The sequence below is a fragment of the Bacillus sp. UNC41MFS5 genome (genome assembly GCF_000686805.1).
Map to the genome: position 1 here is coordinate 132,811 of NZ_KK366019.1, position 16,543 is coordinate 149,353.

Below are 16,543 nucleotides of genomic sequence, written 5' to 3' on the forward strand. Positions count from 1 at the left end.
TTGGCGGAATTCCTTACTAGGTTGGAGGATATAGGTCGAGGTTCGGCGGAATCCTACAACAGATTGGCGGAATCCCATCCTAGTTCAGCGGAATCCCTCCTCAAAAGTTTCAGATATTTTCATTGACGAATAGTTTTTCTAAGGGTAAACTAAAACTACTTTAATTCATTATCACATTAGCAGACTAAAGCATTTAGAAAATTTTAAATTAACGTAATCTAAAATAAAGGATGAGCAGGATGAGTCGCTTGTTTATGTTTGAAAAGCCTTTAGGCATGAGAGATACGCTGCCAGAGTTGTATGAAAAAAAACACCGCGTTCGCACCTTAATGGAAGACACCATCAAACTATGGGGCTGCCAATTTATTGAAACACCTACATTGGAATACTATGAAACAGTTGGATCGGCATCGGCCATTCAAGATGCCCAGTTGTTCCGATTGCTCGACAAACAAGGGCATACACTGGTTTTAAGACCTGATATGACAGCGCCTATCGCCCGCGTAGCCGCATCAAAACTATTGCAGGACGATATGCCGCTTCGGTTAGCCTACTCCGCTAACGTGTTTCGTGCGCAGCAGCGTGAAGGAGGCCGTCCCGCTGAATTTGAACAAATCGGCGTGGAATTCCTAAATGACGAAACCGTTTCGTGCGATGGCGAAGTTATTGCCTTGCTTATTTCTTCATTAAAAAAGGCAGGATTATCACAGTTTCAAGTATCGATTGGTCATATTGGTTTTGCTCAGGAATTGTTTTTACAAATCCTTGGGACCGATGAGCGGGCTAATTCGTTAAGAAGATTGTTATATGAAAAAAATTATGTAGGATACCGTGAGCATGTAAATTCGTTATCCCTATCATCAATTGATAAACAAAGACTTCTTCAATTTCTCGACTTAAGGGGAGGAATTGAAGTAATCGGCAAGGCCTTCGATTTAATTGAAAATGAACAAGGCAAGCTGGCACTTTTGCAGTTAAAAGAACTATGGGATTGTCTGAACGACTACGGGGTAGAAGATCAAGTGAAATTTGATTTTACCATTGTCAGCCATATGAGCTACTATTCTGGGATATTATTTGAAGTCTACGCAGGCAATGTCGGCTTTCCCATCGGTAATGGCGGCCGATACAGCTTAATAGAGAAGTTTGGAAAAAATGCAAGTGCCACCGGGTTTGCGGTGCACCTTGACCGGCTTCTAGAGGCCCTTGGCGACATCAATCTCGAAAATGTGGTTACCTGCATCTTTTTCAGTCAGGAACGCCGGAAGGAAGCCTTTCAATTAGCTGAACAGATGCATGAAGAAGGTAAACGAACCGTGCTCCAGGATATTAATGGCGTCAAAAACCTTGATGCCTATACAAAGAAATTTGCCGATACCACCTACTTACTCGGAGGACGTGCCGATGAATAATATACTAACGATTGCTATGCCAAAGGGGCGGATTTTTGAAGAAGCGGTTGAATTGCTTCGGAAAGCTGGTTATCAGCTTCCGCCCGAATTTGATGATTCACGTAAATTAATCATTGAGGTTGAAAATGAGGGTCTGCGCTTTATCCTAGCGAAACCGACCGATGTTCCAACCTATGTAGAGCATGGGGTCGCCGATATTGGTATTGCCGGCAAGGATGTTATGCTGGAGGAAGAACGCGATGTTTATGAACTCCTCGATTTACGGATTAGTGCTTGCTATTTAGCAGTGGCCGGTCTTCCCGGGACAAAAATGAATGATGTGGCGCCAAGGGTAGCAACGAAATACCCGAATGTGGCTGAAGCCTATTTTCGTGAGCAGGGAGAACAGGTGGAAATTATCAAATTAAACGGTTCCATCGAACTGGCTCCAATCATTGGTTTATCAGACCGGATTGTTGATATTGTTTCTACTGGCCGGACGATGAGGGAAAATGGTCTCGTTGAGTATGAGAGGATTGTGGATGTCACATCCCGCCTGATCGTGAATCCCGTCAGTTACCGCATCAAGGATACAAAGATTGACGAACTGGTAACACGGCTTAGTAAAGTTGTCTCTTTGGAGGAAAATTAAATGAAAATAGTAAAAGTAAATGACCTCGTTTCGTTAAAGCGATCAATCGAGTCAGGTACCTCCGAGCAGGTAAACGTAGTCAAAGAAATTATTTCAGCGATTCGCACGCGCGGCGATGAAGCATTAAGGGAATATACTGAGAAATTCGATCGTGTGCACTTATCTTCTTTTACTGTCACCGAAAAAGAAATAGAGGCTGCCTACGAGCAAGTAGATGAGCGTTTTCTATCGATTGTCCGGGAAGCAGCGGAAAATATTCGCTCGTTCCATGAAAAGCAGCTGCATCCTTCATGGATGACGACAGAGGAAAATGGAACCGTTCTAGGTCAAAAAATCACACCCCTCGATTCCGTCGGGGTATATGTGCCAGGCGGAACAGCAGCTTATCCTTCCTCCGTCCTCATGAACGTTCTTCCGGCAAAAGTGGCTGGTGTGAAACGGATTGTAATGGTGTCGCCGCCAGACGACCAAGGACAATTACCGGCAACCGTACTTGTTGCGGCCAAGGAAGCAGGCGTCGAGGAAATCTATAAAGTGGGCGGGGCCCAAGCGATTGCGGCACTTGCCTATGGAACCGAATCGATTTCCTCGGTTGATAAAATTACCGGTCCCGGAAATATCTATGTTGCCTTGGCAAAACGGGAGGTTTTCGGAGATGTTGACATTGATATGATTGCTGGCCCAAGCGAGATTGCCATTTTAGCAGATGAAACGGCAAGAGCGGACGAGGTGGCAGCAGACCTGTTGTCACAGGCAGAGCATGATCCGCGGGCCTGCAGTGTCTTGGTCACCCCTTCGAGTGTACTGGCCGAAGCAGTCAGCATGGAAGTGGAAAAGCAACTTGAGCTGCTGCCACGAAAAGACATCGCCTCTCGCTCGATTGCGGATTATGGTGCCATCTACATAACGGATACAATCGAAGAGGCCATCGAAACTGTTAATCAATTAGCACCTGAACATCTAGAAATCATTACGGAAAATGCGATTGAACTGCTTGGGAAAATCCGACACGCAGGCGCCATTTTTATCGGCCGCTATAGCTCGGAGCCGGTTGGTGACTACTTTGCTGGTCCTAATCATGTTCTTCCTACCAACGGGACAGCACGCTTTTCTAGTCCATTGAATGTGGACGATTTCCAGAAGAAATCAAGCGTGATTATCTACAGCCAAAAGGCGATGGTAGAGAATGGAGCTAAAATTGCTGAGTTTGCTCGGAAGGAAGGGCTTGAGGCCCACGCACGTGCTGTTGAATTTCGATTGAAAAACGACGGGAATTTATAAGATTATCGTACTGACAATATATAGGGGGTCCCTTTCATGGAAAGAATCGCAAGTATTGAACGGAACACGAATGAAACACAAATTCAATTAACATTAGATGTGGATGGTGAAGGTCAGTCTAATTTAGAAACGGGCGTACCGTTCATGACCCATATGCTTGATTTATTCACAAAACATGGACAATTCAACCTGACAGTGAATGCCAATGGGGACACAGAAATCGACGACCACCATACAACAGAAGACATTGGTATTTGTCTTGGACAGGCGTTACGTGAAGCATTAGGTGACAAACGCGGTATTAAGCGTTACGGGAATGCCTTTGTACCGATGGATGAAGCGTTGGCGCAGGTTGTCGTTGACCTCAGTAATCGTCCGCATCTAGAAATGCGTGCCGAGTTCCCAGGACAAAAAGTAGGCACATTTGACACCGAGCTGGTTCATGAATTTTTATGGAAACTTGCACTCGAGGCCCGGATGAATCTTCATGTCATCGTCCATTACGGAAAAAATACACACCATATGATCGAAGCCGTCTTTAAAGCGCTAGGCCGTGCCCTTGACGAAGCCACAACCATCGACCCGCGCATCAAAGGCGTCCCATCGACCAAAGGAATGCTCTAGATGAAATTAGTGTAGTGAAATGGTGTCAGGCACCATGTGAAAAACATAACTAAGGTGTCAGGCACCATGAAAGGCACCGTGAAAGGATGTTATAGATGATTGGCATTGTTGACTATGGAATGGGAAATCTGTTTAGTGTTAGCAAGGCATTGGAGCGGCTCGGTGCTGAGTATTTTATTTCGGCTGATAAGGGTGAGTTGTTGGCTGCGGATGCCTTACTTCTTCCAGGTGTGGGCTCCTTTCGGGATGCGATGGAGCGTTTGCCGGTTGAGACGATTAAGGAATTTGCCGCTTCAGGTAAACCGCTCCTTGGCATATGCCTAGGGATGCAATTGCTGTTTGAACGAAGTGAAGAAAATGGACCGACGGAAGGGTTAGGATTGTTGCCAGGCAGTGTTCGCCGTTTTCCAGGGAAAACCCCGGAAGGACAAACCTACAAAGTTCCACACATGGGCTGGAATCGGCTTGAATTTGTGCAAGAATCTCCTTTATTAAAAAACTTAGAAGAGGATTACGTTTATTTCGTTCATTCCTATTATGTGGATGCGGAAAACTCCGACGTGTTACTGGCAAAAGCCAATTATAACGAGCAAGTATCTGCAATTGTGGGCAGAGATAATATATATGGGATGCAATTTCATCCGGAAAAAAGCAGCAAGCTGGGCATGGCTCTGCTCGCTAATTTTCTACAAATGGTGGAGGAAAGGAAGGCAGTCCGATGAGTTTAACGATTTATCCAGCAATTGATATGCGTGGCGGCAAGTGCGTCCGACTTCTCCAAGGGGACTACGACCAAGAAACCATTTATGGTGACTCGCCATTTGATATGGCCAAAAGTTTTGCCGCTGATCGTTCCGAGTGGATTCACATGGTGGACCTTGACGGAGCAAAAGATGGCAAACGGGTCAATGACCGGTTTGTGATTGAAGCCGCGCAAAAGTTAAATGTAAATATTCAAATTGGCGGCGGCATCCGTTCGGAAGAGGATATTCTCCACTATCTTGAGAATGGTGTAAACCGCGTCATCATAGGAAGTATTGCAGTTTCTAACCCCGATTTTGCCATCGATATGATCAAAAAATACGGTGGGAAGATTGCGGTCGGGATTGATGCTAAAAATGGCTATGTCGCGACACACGGTTGGCTGGATACTTCAGAACTAAGGGCAGTTGACCTCGGCAAGCGCTTTGCAGAAGCGGGGGCGGAGACGTTTATTTTTACTGATATCGCTACGGATGGAACACTAGCCGGTCCTAATATTGCTGCTGTTTGTGAAATGGCTGAAGTGACGGGGAAAAATGTGATTGCCTCTGGCGGGGTGAGCAGTCTAGCAGACTTACAAGCCATTGCATCCCAAGGGATTCAAGGTGCAATCGTCGGCAAAGCCCTTTATGAAAACCGCTTCACGTTAAAAGAGGCCCTGAAAGTGGGTGGGTCCCGATGACTCTAACAAAAAGAATCATCCCATGCCTGGATGTAAAAGATGGTCGAGTGGTCAAAGGGATCCAATTTGTGCAACTGCGCGATGCCGGCGATCCTGTTGAACTAGCACGCTTTTACGATGAGCAGGGAGCGGATGAGCTTGTTTTTCTAGATATCTCTGCATCTGTTGAAGGCCGAAAAACAATGGTTGAAGTTGTAAAGGCCGTCGCCTCTGAGTTGGCAATTCCGTTTACGGTAGGCGGTGGCATTAATGCATTGGAAGATATGAAAAGAATCCTGCGCGCTGGCGCGGATAAAGTGTCGCTGAACACGGCGGCGGTCCTTAACCCGGAACTGATTAAGGAAGGTGCCAGCTACTTTGGATCGCAATGCATCGTTGTCGCAATCGATGCGAAATATGATGAAGAAGTTGGAACGTGGCGCGTATTCACGCACGGTGGCAGAACGCCGACAGACAAATTAGTTGTTGAGTGGGCTATAGAAGCTGCCCGTTTGGGTGCGGGTGAAATTTTGCTAACGAGTATGGATAGTGATGGTGAGAAGAATGGGTTCGACCTGGAGCTCACGAAGGCAGTAAGCGAAGCGGTAACCATTCCTGTCATTGCTTCGGGCGGGGCCGGGAATTCGGAACATTTCGAGGAAGCGTTCTTAGCCGGTAAAGCAGATGCGGCTCTAGCTGCGTCCATCTTTCACTATAAAGAGACATCCGTTCATGAAGTAAAAAGCTATTTACGGGAAAAAGGAGTGACGGTTCGATGAATGTACGATTTGATGAAAAAGGATTAGTTCCTGCGATTATCCAAGATGCTGGAACAAAAGAAGTATTAACACTCGCTTATATGAATGAGGAATCGCTCGCCAAAACCATTGAAACGGGCGAAACATGGTTTTATAGCCGTTCTCGCAAGGAATTATGGCATAAAGGTGCAACAAGCGGTAATACACAGACCGTTGTCAGCATGAATTACGACTGCGACCAAGATGCGTTATTAGTCCTTGTATATCCGAAGGGTCCTGCTTGCCATACCGGAGCTGTTAGTTGTTTTTCAGAAAGGGGCTATACGGGGACATCAAGTCTGGCAGACTATCAGATCTTACAATCGCTTGAAAAAGTCATCGTTGACCGCGAACGAGAGCGTCCAGAAGGGGCTTACACCACCTATCTGTTTGAAAAAGGCGTCGATAAGATTTTGAAAAAAGTTGGGGAAGAAGCGGCCGAAGTAATTATTGCAGCGAAAAACCGTGACGCTGAGGAACTACGATGGGAAGCAGCCGATTTACTTTATCACTTGCAGGTATTACTCGTCGAACAAGGCCTTCCATTCAAGGAAGTTTTAAAAACGTTAGAAGAAAGACACAAGGACCGGTCGTAATTCGACTGGTTTTTTTAATTTAGTTCTACATTAAAAAAATGAAAATTATACAAAATTGAGGGCTAATTTTACAAAACAGGCTGCATTTATACAAAACTGAGAACTTATTTTACAAAACGAACCAATAATTTTACAAAAGTAAGATTAATTCAACAAAAATTGTAAAAATCCTTCCATTTTATCATATCTCCCTAAACCAAACCGAAATTCCCCTCCAATACTAGCCCTTCTCGAACAACTCCCTAGTGTGGTATACTACCTTAGTTATGTTAAAAATGTGGAGGACTTCATGGGTAAAGACGCGAAAGCAAGAAAGCATATGGGAAAATTACTTACATTTGTTCCTACGGGGGAATATTATTTCACGAAGGGTTTAAAGGCATTCCATCGTCGTGATTTTATCAAAGCAAAAAAATATCTTGGGAGAGCGATGCAGCTTGAACCGGGTGAACCGATGATTATATGCCAGTTGGCGATTGTGTCAACAGAACTTGGCGAGTTTGAACATTCCAACCGGCTCTTGCACCTCATCCTTGAAGAACTAGATCAAGAAATGGTGGAATGCCATTACTTTTTGGCCAATAATTATGCCCATATGGGATTTTTTAAAGATGCGTATCACCACGCCAAACTGTATTTACAGCTAGACCCAGATGGTGACTTTAGCGAGGATACTGAGGATTTACTAGATGTACTTACATTGGAATCAGAAGATCTTGAGGATGATCTGTATCAGCAGGATGACCTTATTGTTAAACAAGAACAGGCTCGTGACCTGCTTGAGTCAGGATACTTTCCAAAAGCGATAGAACTGCTAAAAGATGTCGTCAAGGATTATCCGGAGTATTGGTCTGCGTACAACAACTTAGCGCTCGCCTATTTTTATTTAGGGAAGACAAAAAAGGCGGAATCCATTTTAGCCGATGTATTAGAGCGAAATCCAGGTAATCTTCATGCCCTATGTAACAGGCTTGTTTTTGCCTATTATCAGGGGCAGGAGAGAGATGTTGCCGGGATGATTGACATCTTAAAGAAAATTCAACCACTTCTAAGTGAACAGCAATTCAAACTTGGGGCCTCATTTGCTTTAGTAGGAGAATATGACCTAGCCTATTTATGGCTGAAAAAACTATATAAGCACGGCTTTGATGGTGATAGTCCATTTTACTATTGGCTTTCCCATTCTGCCTATTTCACAGGCAATGAAACGTTTGCAAAAAATATCTGGAAAAAAGTGATGGAACTTAATCCTGATAAGGAAGGCTCGGAACCATGGAACAAGGAAAATGCACCTTCTAACGGTTTTGAAAACCTTTCCGGTTCTATTTTTCAAAAACTGGACAGCGACTATGTGGAGGAGCGCTTATTTGCCCTTTTCCTCACGACTGTATCGAGTAAAAAGGAAGAAATCATCACCTCCAAGCGGCTGTTTCAAAATCAGAAATTTACGTCCTTGGAAAAGGAATATATCTCGTTGATTCGTTCGGGAAAACCTTCGATGACGGCCGATGCACAGGAAGTGGCCGAACTCTTTTATGAGACCTTTCAACCAATTGGCACCATTGAGTCCGGTTTATACTTGATGTGGTTTTCTGTGTTTGTCGAGGTTTCCAAAGACAGCCTCCAATTGAAAAATAAACGTGCCTGGGCGGGTGCCGTCGAGTATATTTGGCACAAACTGCGCAGTGAAAAGGTTTCTCAGCAAGAGGTAGCCGATCGTTATGGAATTTCATCCGCAACCATTGGTAAATATGTAAAAATAGTGAATAACTATTTGAATTAAGCATATTGGTGGACGATAAAACATTTGTTATATACGATTAAGTAAGGGAACAATAATCTTACTTAATCGTATTTTTTTTATTAAGGAGTGTTTTAATCATGTCAGATGAAAAAATTTATGACGTTATTATTGCCGGTGCTGGCCCTGCGGGGATGACAGCGGCTGTTTATACATCACGAGCAAACCTATCGACATTAATGATTGAGCGCGGGATGCCGGGCGGACAAATGGCCAATACGGAGGACGTTGAAAACTATCCAGGTTTTGAAAGTATTTTAGGACCGGATTTATCAACGAAGATGTTCGAGCATGCGAAAAAATTTGGCGCTGAATACGCGTATGGCGATATCAAAGAAATCCAAGACCATGGCGACTATAAAATCGTTGTCGCAGGCTCCAAGCAGTATAAAGCTTATGCTGTCATCATTACAACGGGTGCAGAATACAAGAAAATTGGCGTTCCAGGGGAAAAAGAACTGGGCGGCCGCGGTGTATCCTACTGTGCGGTTTGTGATGGAGCCTTCTTTAAAGGAAAAGAATTATTTGTCATTGGCGGAGGAGACTCGGCTGTTGAAGAGGGTGTGTACTTAACCCGCTTTGCTTCTAAGGTAACCATCGTCCATCGCCGTAATGAATTGCGTGCTCAAAAAATTCTTCAAGATCGTGCTTTTGCCAATGAGAAAGTGGATTTTATTTGGAATCACACGATCAAGTCCATTAATGACAAAGACGGCAAAGTAGGCAGTGTCACACTCGTTTCAACCGAAAATGGAGAAGAGCAAGTATTACCGGCTGACGGTGTCTTCATTTACATCGGAATGGTGCCGCTATCGAAACCATTTACGAACCTTGGAATTACCAATGAAAATGGGTATATTGAAACGAATGACCGGATGGAGACAAAGGTACCGGGAATTTATGCTGCAGGAGATATTCGTGAAAAAACACTGCGCCAGATTGTAACAGCGACTGGAGATGGCAGTATTGCGGCCCAAAGTGCCCAGCATTATATTGAGGAAATTAAAGAGGGTATGAAACAAAAAAGTTAGGCTGTGTTAAAGGTTAATGTTGAGTTTAGCACTCTGTTGATTGGAGTGGAAGGCGCGAAGACTCCTGCGGGAGTACGGGGCAGGGGAGACCCCACAGGCGCTAAAAGCGCCGAGGAGGCTCCCCGCAACGCCCGCGGAAAGCGAAGCACCTGGAACGTAAATCAACAGACAAGTCTAACACAGCCGAAAGCTTAAAAAAGAAATATAGCGGTGGGGATTTACAAAAACGTAAAACGGTTTTAATTCTTCTGTAACAATAGTGCAATAAAATTACGGTATGATAGAAACAGTAATTGACCCCCTTTAAAAATATATTTCTTTCATGCACAGGCCCGTAGCCTGTGCTATTTTTTTGGGTTTTTGCTGCATATCCCCATTGTTTTACGAGATTATGCTAGCCACTGTTAAAATTAACATAAATATCAAATTTGTATTCATTGTGACTGTATCCTAAAAATAGTATAATAATAAGAATGAATTCAAAGTTATAGTAGGAAATTTAGCCATGCCTCAGGGAGAGTTTGTATAGAAAAAGACCAAGCCTCTAGTGAGAACTGTTAAAATGCAGATGCTGTGTAAAAGAGGGTGAATGCTGTGCAACGAGTCACCAATTGTGTATTGATTAGAGACGGAAAGATATTGCTTCTGCAAAAGCCACGCCGCGGCTGGTGGGTGGCTCCTGGCGGGAAAATGGAGCCGGGCGAATCTGTTCGGGATTCCTGCATCAGGGAATACCGTGAGGAAACAGGAATCTATCTGAAAAATCCACAATTAAAAGGGATTTTTACAATGATTATGAAAGAAAATGACCAATTGCTTTCGGAATGGATGATGTTTACATTTGTGGCTACTGATTCGGATGGAGTCGATTTAGACGAATCCGAGGAAGGTAAGTTGGAGTGGCAAATGATTGACCAATTGAAGAATTTGCCAATGGCCGCTGGCGATTATCATATTCTAGATTATATGATTCATGGAAAAGGAATCATTTACGGTACTTTTACTTATACAAAAGACTTTCAACTAATCAGTTACCGATTAGATCCAAGCTAATTTATAGGGGGAATAAATCATGAGTACCGGTGCGGTAAATGACATACAAATGGTCATTATTACAGGAATGTCTGGTGCAGGAAAAACTGTAGCTATTCAAAGTTTTGAAGATTTAGGGTTCTTCTGTGTTGATAATCTGCCTCCAACCCTGCTTCCAAAATTCCTTGAACTTATGAAGGAATCCGGGAATAAGATGAATAAAGTTGCTCTCGTGATGGACCTGCGGGGCAGAGAATTCTTTGATCATCTCTTTAAGGCATTAGATGAGTTGGCAGAAACATCTTGGGTAGCCCCGAGAATCTTATTTTTAGATGCAGATGATTCTACATTAGTGCGCAGATATAAGGAAACAAGGCGGTCACATCCACTCGCACAGACAGGTCTGCCGTTAGAAGGAATAACGCTTGAGCGCGAGCTTCTTGAAGAACTAAAAGGCAGGGCTCAGGTGATTTACAATACTTCCCAGATGAAACCGAGGGAACTTCGTGAGAAAATATTAACGGAATTTACCGCGAATAAACAATCAATCTTCACGGTCAATGTCATGTCATTCGGCTTTAAGTATGGAATTCCCATTGATGCGGATTTAGTGTTTGATGTGCGCTTCTTGCCTAATCCCCATTATATCGAGCATATGAGACCTAAAACAGGGTTAGATGAAGATGTCTCCGGATATGTATTAAAATGGAATGAAACGCATAAGTTCTTAGAAAAAGTAACCGACCTGCTTTCCTTCATGCTTCCGCATTATAAGCGAGAGGGGAAAGCGCAGCTAGTCATTGCGATTGGCTGTACAGGTGGACAGCATCGTTCGGTAACGCTGGCGGAGTATCTTGGTAAATTTTTCGAAAAGGACTACAAGACATGTATTTCTCATCGTGACATTGAGAGGAGAAAGGAAAAAACTACATGAGCATTTACGGACAGCCACGAATTGTCGTCATTGGCGGGGGAACAGGATTACCAGTTTTATTGCGTGGATTAAAACAGTATCCTGTCGATATTACCGCCATAGTGACAGTCGCGGATGACGGCGGCAGCTCAGGACGTTTGCGTGAGGACTTGCATATTCCTCCTCCTGGTGACATCCGCAATGTGTTAGCATCATTATCGGATGTGGAACCGCTCGTTGAGGAAATGTTTCAGCATCGATTTAAAACATCGAATGAACTTTCCGGACATTCGCTTGGTAATTTAATCTTGGCGGCGATGACCTCGATTACGGGTAATTTTGTTCACGCCATTCAGGAAATGAGCAAGATTTTAAATGTTCACGGCAAAGTTTTGCCTGCAGCCAATCAAAGTGTTGTTCTCCATGCGGAAATGGAAGACGGGACGATTGTCTCAGGGGAATCGAAAATTCCCTACTCTGGGAAAAGAATTAAAAAAGTATTTATGACGCCGGAAAATATTCGTCCTTTACCAGAGACTATTCAGGCGATTCGTCAAGCCGATTTAATTATCATCGGGCCAGGGAGTTTATATACAAGCATTCTGCCTAATTTGTTAGTTCCAAAAATCGGGGATGAGTTGTGCCGTTCCCACGCCAAAAAGGTCTATATCTGTAATTTGATGACCCAGGCTGGGGAAACACATGGTTTTTCAGCAAGCGATCATGTAAAGGCCTTATATGATCATATGAGCTGTGCATTTATCAATACCATCCTTGTGAACAATGAAGAAATTCCACAGGACATCCAGCTTCGTTATAATGAAGAGTTGGCCGATCCTGTTGTCTACGATTTGCCGCGACTGTTTGAATTAGGGCTCGAAGTGGTTCATGCGGATATTGCTTACCAAGAAAATGGTGCATTGCGTCATGACCCGAAAAAAGTGGCAAAAATATTATATAATTTGCTTTTAGTTGAAACCAAAAAGCGTTATGAAACGTAATAATAGTACTTATTAAAAAAATTCATGAATCCAATGTGTTTTTTGTAAGGGAGGGGAAAGGGATGTCTTTCGCTTCGGAAACGAAAAAAGAATTAACTAACTTAGAAGTGAAAACGTGCTGCATTCAAGCAGAGCTTTCGGCTCTTATTCGAATGAATGGTTCCCTTTCATTCTCAAATCGTAAGTTAGTTGTTGATATTCAAACCGAAAATGCTGCGATTGCCAGAAGAATTTATACGTTAATAAAAAAGAGTTATGATGTCCAAGTAGAATTGCTTGTTCGGAAAAAGATGCGTTTGAAAAAAAACAATGTCTATATCGTCCGTTTATCCCAACAAGCAAAGGAAATTCTCGAGGATACAAAAATTATCGGTGAGGGTTTTACGATCATTCACGATATTTCACCAGAACTGGTAAAGAAGAAATGTTGTAAGCGTTCTTATCTTCGCGGTGCATTTCTAGCAGGTGGATCCGTCAATAATCCAGAAACATCTTCCTATCATTTGGAAATTGCTTCGCTCTATAAAGAACATAATGATTCTTTATGCGAATTGATGAATACATTTGGGCTAAATAGCAAAACACTTGAACGCAAGAAAGGTTATATTACCTACTTAAAAGAAGCAGAGAAAATTACCGAGTTTTTAAATATTGTTGGTGCACATAATGCTCTTCTTCGCTTCGAAGATGTTCGAATCGTTCGTGATATGCGCAATTCAGTCAATCGACTTGTAAACTGCGAAACCGCCAATCTTAATAAAACGATTGGGGCTTCGATTCGGCAGGTCGAGAATATCCGCTACATCAATCAAACGGTTGGTCTGCAAATTTTACCTGAGAAATTAAGAGAAATTGCAGAACTCCGCTTAAATTATACCGATGTGACCCTTAAGGAATTGGGAGAAATGGTTTCTGGTGGTGCAATCAGTAAATCTGGAATAAATCATCGCTTGAGAAAAATTGATGCAATCGCTGAAAGGCTTCGTACAGGGGATATGATGGTCTAAGAATAGAAAATTCTTTAATAGGTAATCATGTGAAAGCCATAACATGTTCTCGTAGTAAATTTTGTGAACAAGCTCTAAGAAATATAGAAGATAAAACATGAGGAGGAATTGTATAATGTTAGTGAAACAAGTAGAAGTGAAATTAAAAACAGGTCTTCAAGCACGTCCCGCAGCCCTTTTTGTCCAAGAAGCAAATCGGTTCTCAGCGGATATTTTTCTTGAGAAAGATGGAAAGAAAGTTAATGCGAAAAGCATTATGGGCTTAATGAGCCTTGCGGTTGGCTCTGGTGTCATGATTGACATCGTGGCAGATGGAGACGATGAAGCATCCGCGATTGAAGCATTGGCTGATTTTATTCAAAAAGAACAGTAATATATTTGCGGCCGGCTCCATTTGGAACCGGTCGTTTTATTATTTCTAGAAGAATAAAAAAAGCAACCGGTCGATGCCGATTGCTTTCGCGTTACTTATTTATTTTTCTTCTCATCATCAATTAAATTACGAGTGATAATGTGGTCGATTAAACCATATTCTTTTGCACGATCCGCAGTCATGAAGTTGTCGCGATCTGTATCTTTGGCGATTACTTCAAGAGGCTGGCCAGTCCGTTCTGATAAAATTCCATTTAATTTTTCACGAAGGAATAGGATACGCTTTGCAGCAATTTCGATTTCAGTTGCTTGTCCTTGAGCACCGCCTAGTGGTTGGTGAATCATAACCTCCGCATTTGGAAGGGCATAACGCTTGCCTGGTTCACCAGCTGCAAGTAAGAATGCACCCATGGATGCAGCCATACCAATACAGATTGTTTGAACTTTAGGTTTGATGAATTGCATCGTATCATAAATTGCCATTCCAGCTGTGATGCTGCCGCCTGGGCTGTTGATATATAAAGAAATATCTTTTTCAGGATTATCCGCTTCAAGGAATAATAATTGTGCTACAATGCTGTTAGCTACATGGTCATCAATGGCACTTCCGAGCATAATAATCCGGTCTTTTAACAGACGGGAGTAAATGTCATACGCACGCTCGCCCCGGTTTGTTTGTTCAATAACTGTAGGGATCAAATTCATTTTTCTTCCTCCTTTGATTGTAAAGGTAATAGTAATATGTAATGTTATCATACACTGATGGTCAATAAAGGTCAAACAATTTGACTATAAAAATGTTCGACAACTTTCCCTAATCCATCATAACCAATTCTGACTATTTTAAACCAAATCTTTGCTTGCAATGTTAGAGAAACTGGCATATAATATGTAAGTCGCTACAATTTAGCGCTCGTGGTGCAACGGATAGCACGCAAGCCTCCGAAGCTTGAAATGCAGGTTCGATTCCTGCCGAGCGCATCATCAAAGTCTTCTGTTTTATTACAGGAGGCTTTTTTAATGGAAAAAATCATTCGGATTTTTTCCATTAAATGTCTAATTGTACAAAACCCTTTGAAAAATGAACAAAAATCCTTCAGAATTGAACAAAACCTTGATAGAAATATACAAAACCACTTGGAATTTGAACAAAACCACCTATAATTTGCACAAAACAAAAAATCCATCTGTATCATACCCGCCCAAACGGTCACCTAATCTCCTAGTTTATCATTTTCCATTCCCGAATTTCCGTCCATCGTGTAAAATAGAATGCAGGGGGGATAAGAATGAACTTAAAGGCTGGTTTGTGGCAACAGCAGACATTAAAATTGGCAATGACACAGGAGTTATCTCAGGCCATTGCATTGTTGCAGTACTCTGCCCAAGAGTTAACTGCTTTTTTAGACGATAAGGCACTTGAAAATCCCCTATTGCAGGTTGAACATAGCAATATAAAGCCGATGAATCCACTTATTGACCGCAATCGCCGGAAAAACCAAAAGGTGGAAAAGGACTGGATTGAGCAAATTGCCGATAAACCCTTTTCGCTTGAAGAGTATCTATTATCACAATTGAAAATAACGAACTTATCAGCAGAACAGTTAACTGTTATTCGCCATCTAATTCAGAATCTCGATGAAAACGGTTACTTTACTGGCGACCTTAACGAAATCGCCCAAAAGTTAAGAGTAATGGAAGAGGTCGTGGAAGAATGCTTGGCCATCATCCAAACACTGGAGCCAGCGGGGATTGGTGCAAGAAACCTGCAAGAGTGCCTTTTGATGCAGATCTATTATCAGAATCCTAATAATGAACTGGCTCAAAAAATTATCTCTGAATATTTCTTACCGTTTGCCGAAAAAAAGTGGAAGCCAATTGCAAAAGAACTAAAAGTAACCCTAAAAGAGATCCAGGATATTTTTGACCAAATTCAATCATTGAATCCAAAGCCGGGAACTATTTTAGGGAAGGAAACAACCACATACATTATTCCGGATGCAATCATCGAGCACTCAAGCGAGGGACTTACGGTAAGGATGTCTGATGAATCACTGCCAAGGATTAGCCTAAATGAGCAGTATTTTCATAAATTCAAAGACCAGGACCAACAGGTAAGCCGCTTCCTGCAGGATAAACTGCAGGATTATAATTGGATTCAAAAAAGTATTGAGCAGCGGAAAGAGACACTAACTAAGGTAATTGCAAAAATTATTGAAAAGCAGGAAACATTTTTTCAAAAAGGATCAAACAACTTAGTACCGATGACGATGAAGGAAATTGCCGGAGAACTGAATATTCATGAATCAACCGTAAGCCGAGCGGTTAGAGAAAAATATGTTCAAACACCTTACGGGACCTTCCCGCTAAAATCATTTTTTACAAGTACGATTCAAACCGTTTCAGACGATGAAAATACCTCATCCACACAAGTAAAAAAGAAGATCTCAACGTTAATAGAAAACGAGAATAAACAGAAACCTCTTTCGGACCAAGATATCGTGGAACAATTAAAAACAGTGGAAGGAATGGTGGTTTCACGAAGAACCGTCGCTAAGTACCGGGATCAATTGGGAATTCCCTCCTCTGCGAAAAGAAAAAGGTTTGATTGAAAGGAAGCCA

18 protein-coding genes and 1 tRNA gene are annotated in these 16,543 nt (G+C 42.5%); 18 read left to right on the forward strand and 1 reads right to left on the reverse strand.

Annotated features, from left to right (window positions below):
- Positions 1 to 239: 239 nt before the first annotated feature.
- The 15 genes from BR30_RS0127185 (at position 240) to BR30_RS0127260 (ending at position 13,922) form a co-directional block, all read left to right on the forward strand.
- Positions 240 to 1,412, forward strand: coding sequence for an ATP phosphoribosyltransferase regulatory subunit (locus tag BR30_RS0127185; RefSeq protein WP_026567778.1), 1,173 nt, complete (start codon positions 240 to 242; stop codon positions 1,410 to 1,412).
- Positions 1,405 to 2,043 (forward strand): ATP phosphoribosyltransferase, encoded by a 639-nt coding sequence (gene hisG, locus BR30_RS0127190; RefSeq protein ID WP_026567779.1) that lies wholly within the window; start codon positions 1,405 to 1,407, stop codon positions 2,041 to 2,043. Before BR30_RS0127185 ends, hisG begins: the two co-directional genes overlap by 8 nt.
- On the forward strand, positions 2,044 to 3,324 hold the full coding sequence (gene hisD / locus BR30_RS0127195; RefSeq protein ID WP_026567780.1) for a histidinol dehydrogenase: 1,281 nt from the start codon (positions 2,044 to 2,046) through the stop codon (positions 3,322 to 3,324).
- A 36-nt stretch (positions 3,325 to 3,360) separates the two neighbouring features.
- Positions 3,361 to 3,948: an imidazoleglycerol-phosphate dehydratase HisB gene (gene hisB, locus BR30_RS0127200; RefSeq protein ID WP_026567781.1), complete on the forward strand. Its 588-nt coding sequence runs from the start codon at positions 3,361 to 3,363 to the stop codon at positions 3,946 to 3,948.
- A gap of 95 nt (positions 3,949 to 4,043) precedes the next feature.
- Positions 4,044 to 4,670, forward strand: coding sequence for an imidazole glycerol phosphate synthase subunit HisH (gene hisH / locus BR30_RS0127205; protein ID WP_026567782.1), 627 nt, complete (start codon positions 4,044 to 4,046; stop codon positions 4,668 to 4,670).
- Entirely contained in the window at positions 4,667 to 5,392 is a 726-nt protein-coding gene (gene hisA, locus BR30_RS0127210; protein ID WP_026567783.1) for a 1-(5-phosphoribosyl)-5-[(5-phosphoribosylamino)methylideneamino]imidazole-4-carboxamide isomerase, read from the forward strand. Before hisH ends, hisA begins: the two co-directional genes overlap by 4 nt.
- Positions 5,389 to 6,150 (forward strand): imidazole glycerol phosphate synthase subunit HisF, encoded by a 762-nt coding sequence (hisF, locus tag BR30_RS0127215; RefSeq protein ID WP_026567784.1) that lies wholly within the window; start codon positions 5,389 to 5,391, stop codon positions 6,148 to 6,150. Before hisA ends, hisF begins: the two co-directional genes overlap by 4 nt.
- Complete coding sequence (gene hisIE / locus BR30_RS0127220; RefSeq protein WP_026567785.1) at positions 6,147 to 6,764, forward strand: bifunctional phosphoribosyl-AMP cyclohydrolase/phosphoribosyl-ATP diphosphatase HisIE; 618 nt, start codon at positions 6,147 to 6,149, stop codon at positions 6,762 to 6,764. The genes hisF and hisIE overlap by 4 nt, the downstream gene beginning before the upstream one ends.
- 289 nt (positions 6,765 to 7,053) lie before the next feature.
- Entirely contained in the window at positions 7,054 to 8,547 is a 1,494-nt protein-coding gene (locus BR30_RS0127225; RefSeq protein WP_026567786.1) for a tetratricopeptide repeat protein, read from the forward strand.
- A 98-nt stretch (positions 8,548 to 8,645) separates the two neighbouring features.
- Positions 8,646 to 9,596, forward strand: coding sequence for a thioredoxin-disulfide reductase (trxB, locus tag BR30_RS0127230; protein WP_026567787.1), 951 nt, complete (start codon positions 8,646 to 8,648; stop codon positions 9,594 to 9,596).
- 594 nt (positions 9,597 to 10,190) lie between these two features.
- Positions 10,191 to 10,649 (forward strand): 8-oxo-dGTP diphosphatase, encoded by a 459-nt coding sequence (locus BR30_RS0127240; protein ID WP_026567789.1) that lies wholly within the window; start codon positions 10,191 to 10,193, stop codon positions 10,647 to 10,649.
- Between the two features lie 19 nt (positions 10,650 to 10,668).
- Positions 10,669 to 11,562, forward strand: a complete 894-nt coding sequence (rapZ, locus tag BR30_RS0127245; protein ID WP_026567790.1) for an RNase adapter RapZ — start codon at positions 10,669 to 10,671, stop codon at positions 11,560 to 11,562.
- Positions 11,559 to 12,542: a gluconeogenesis factor YvcK family protein gene (locus BR30_RS0127250; RefSeq protein WP_026567791.1), complete on the forward strand. Its 984-nt coding sequence runs from the start codon at positions 11,559 to 11,561 to the stop codon at positions 12,540 to 12,542. Before rapZ ends, BR30_RS0127250 begins: the two co-directional genes overlap by 4 nt.
- A gap of 62 nt (positions 12,543 to 12,604) precedes the next feature.
- The gene (gene whiA, locus BR30_RS0127255; protein ID WP_026567792.1) at positions 12,605 to 13,549 is read left to right on the forward strand and encodes a DNA-binding protein WhiA; all 945 of its coding nucleotides are present in this window, start codon (positions 12,605 to 12,607) and stop codon (positions 13,547 to 13,549) included.
- Between the two features lie 115 nt (positions 13,550 to 13,664).
- Complete coding sequence (locus BR30_RS0127260; RefSeq protein WP_026567793.1) at positions 13,665 to 13,922, forward strand: HPr family phosphocarrier protein; 258 nt, start codon at positions 13,665 to 13,667, stop codon at positions 13,920 to 13,922.
- A gap of 95 nt (positions 13,923 to 14,017) precedes the next feature.
- Here the strand turns inward: BR30_RS0127260 and clpP are convergent, their stop codons facing one another.
- Entirely contained in the window at positions 14,018 to 14,626 is a 609-nt protein-coding gene (gene clpP / locus BR30_RS0127265) for an ATP-dependent Clp endopeptidase proteolytic subunit ClpP (protein WP_026567794.1), read from the reverse strand.
- A gap of 204 nt (positions 14,627 to 14,830) precedes the next feature.
- On the opposite strand from clpP, the gene BR30_RS0127270 reads away from it, so the two are divergent.
- From BR30_RS0127270 to rpoN, 3 genes are all read left to right on the forward strand, one after another.
- A tRNA-Arg gene (locus BR30_RS0127270) sits at positions 14,831 to 14,902 on the forward strand.
- Between the two features lie 39 nt (positions 14,903 to 14,941).
- Positions 14,942 to 15,085, forward strand: coding sequence for a hypothetical protein (locus BR30_RS36995; protein ID WP_155928875.1), 144 nt, complete (start codon positions 14,942 to 14,944; stop codon positions 15,083 to 15,085).
- A gap of 125 nt (positions 15,086 to 15,210) precedes the next feature.
- Entirely contained in the window at positions 15,211 to 16,533 is a 1,323-nt protein-coding gene (gene rpoN, locus BR30_RS0127280) for an RNA polymerase factor sigma-54 (RefSeq protein ID WP_026567795.1), read from the forward strand.
- The last annotated feature ends 10 nt before the right edge of the window (positions 16,534 to 16,543 follow it).

Coding starts and splice junctions, on each gene's coding strand:
- BR30_RS0127185 (WP_026567778.1), top strand. CDS start 240: ATGAGTCGCTTGTTTATGTTTGAAAAGCCTTTAGGCATGAGAGATACG.
- hisG (WP_026567779.1), top strand. CDS start 1,405: ATGAATAATATACTAACGATTGCTATGCCAAAGGGGCGGATTTTTGAA.
- hisD (WP_026567780.1), top strand. CDS start 2,044: ATGAAAATAGTAAAAGTAAATGACCTCGTTTCGTTAAAGCGATCAATC.
- hisB (WP_026567781.1), top strand. CDS start 3,361: ATGGAAAGAATCGCAAGTATTGAACGGAACACGAATGAAACACAAATT.
- hisH (WP_026567782.1), top strand. CDS start 4,044: ATGATTGGCATTGTTGACTATGGAATGGGAAATCTGTTTAGTGTTAGC.
- hisA (WP_026567783.1), top strand. CDS start 4,667: ATGAGTTTAACGATTTATCCAGCAATTGATATGCGTGGCGGCAAGTGC.
- hisF (WP_026567784.1), top strand. CDS start 5,389: ATGACTCTAACAAAAAGAATCATCCCATGCCTGGATGTAAAAGATGGT.
- hisIE (WP_026567785.1), top strand. CDS start 6,147: ATGAATGTACGATTTGATGAAAAAGGATTAGTTCCTGCGATTATCCAA.
- BR30_RS0127225 (WP_026567786.1), top strand. CDS start 7,054: ATGGGTAAAGACGCGAAAGCAAGAAAGCATATGGGAAAATTACTTACA.
- trxB (WP_026567787.1), top strand. CDS start 8,646: ATGTCAGATGAAAAAATTTATGACGTTATTATTGCCGGTGCTGGCCCT.
- rapZ (WP_026567790.1), top strand. CDS start 10,669: ATGAGTACCGGTGCGGTAAATGACATACAAATGGTCATTATTACAGGA.
- BR30_RS0127250 (WP_026567791.1), top strand. CDS start 11,559: ATGAGCATTTACGGACAGCCACGAATTGTCGTCATTGGCGGGGGAACA.
- whiA (WP_026567792.1), top strand. CDS start 12,605: ATGTCTTTCGCTTCGGAAACGAAAAAAGAATTAACTAACTTAGAAGTG.
- BR30_RS0127260 (WP_026567793.1), top strand. CDS start 13,665: ATGTTAGTGAAACAAGTAGAAGTGAAATTAAAAACAGGTCTTCAAGCA.
- clpP (WP_026567794.1), bottom strand. CDS start 14,626: ATGAATTTGATCCCTACAGTTATTGAACAAACAAACCGGGGCGAGCGT.
- BR30_RS36995 (WP_155928875.1), top strand. CDS start 14,942: ATGGAAAAAATCATTCGGATTTTTTCCATTAAATGTCTAATTGTACAA.
- rpoN (WP_026567795.1), top strand. CDS start 15,211: ATGAACTTAAAGGCTGGTTTGTGGCAACAGCAGACATTAAAATTGGCA.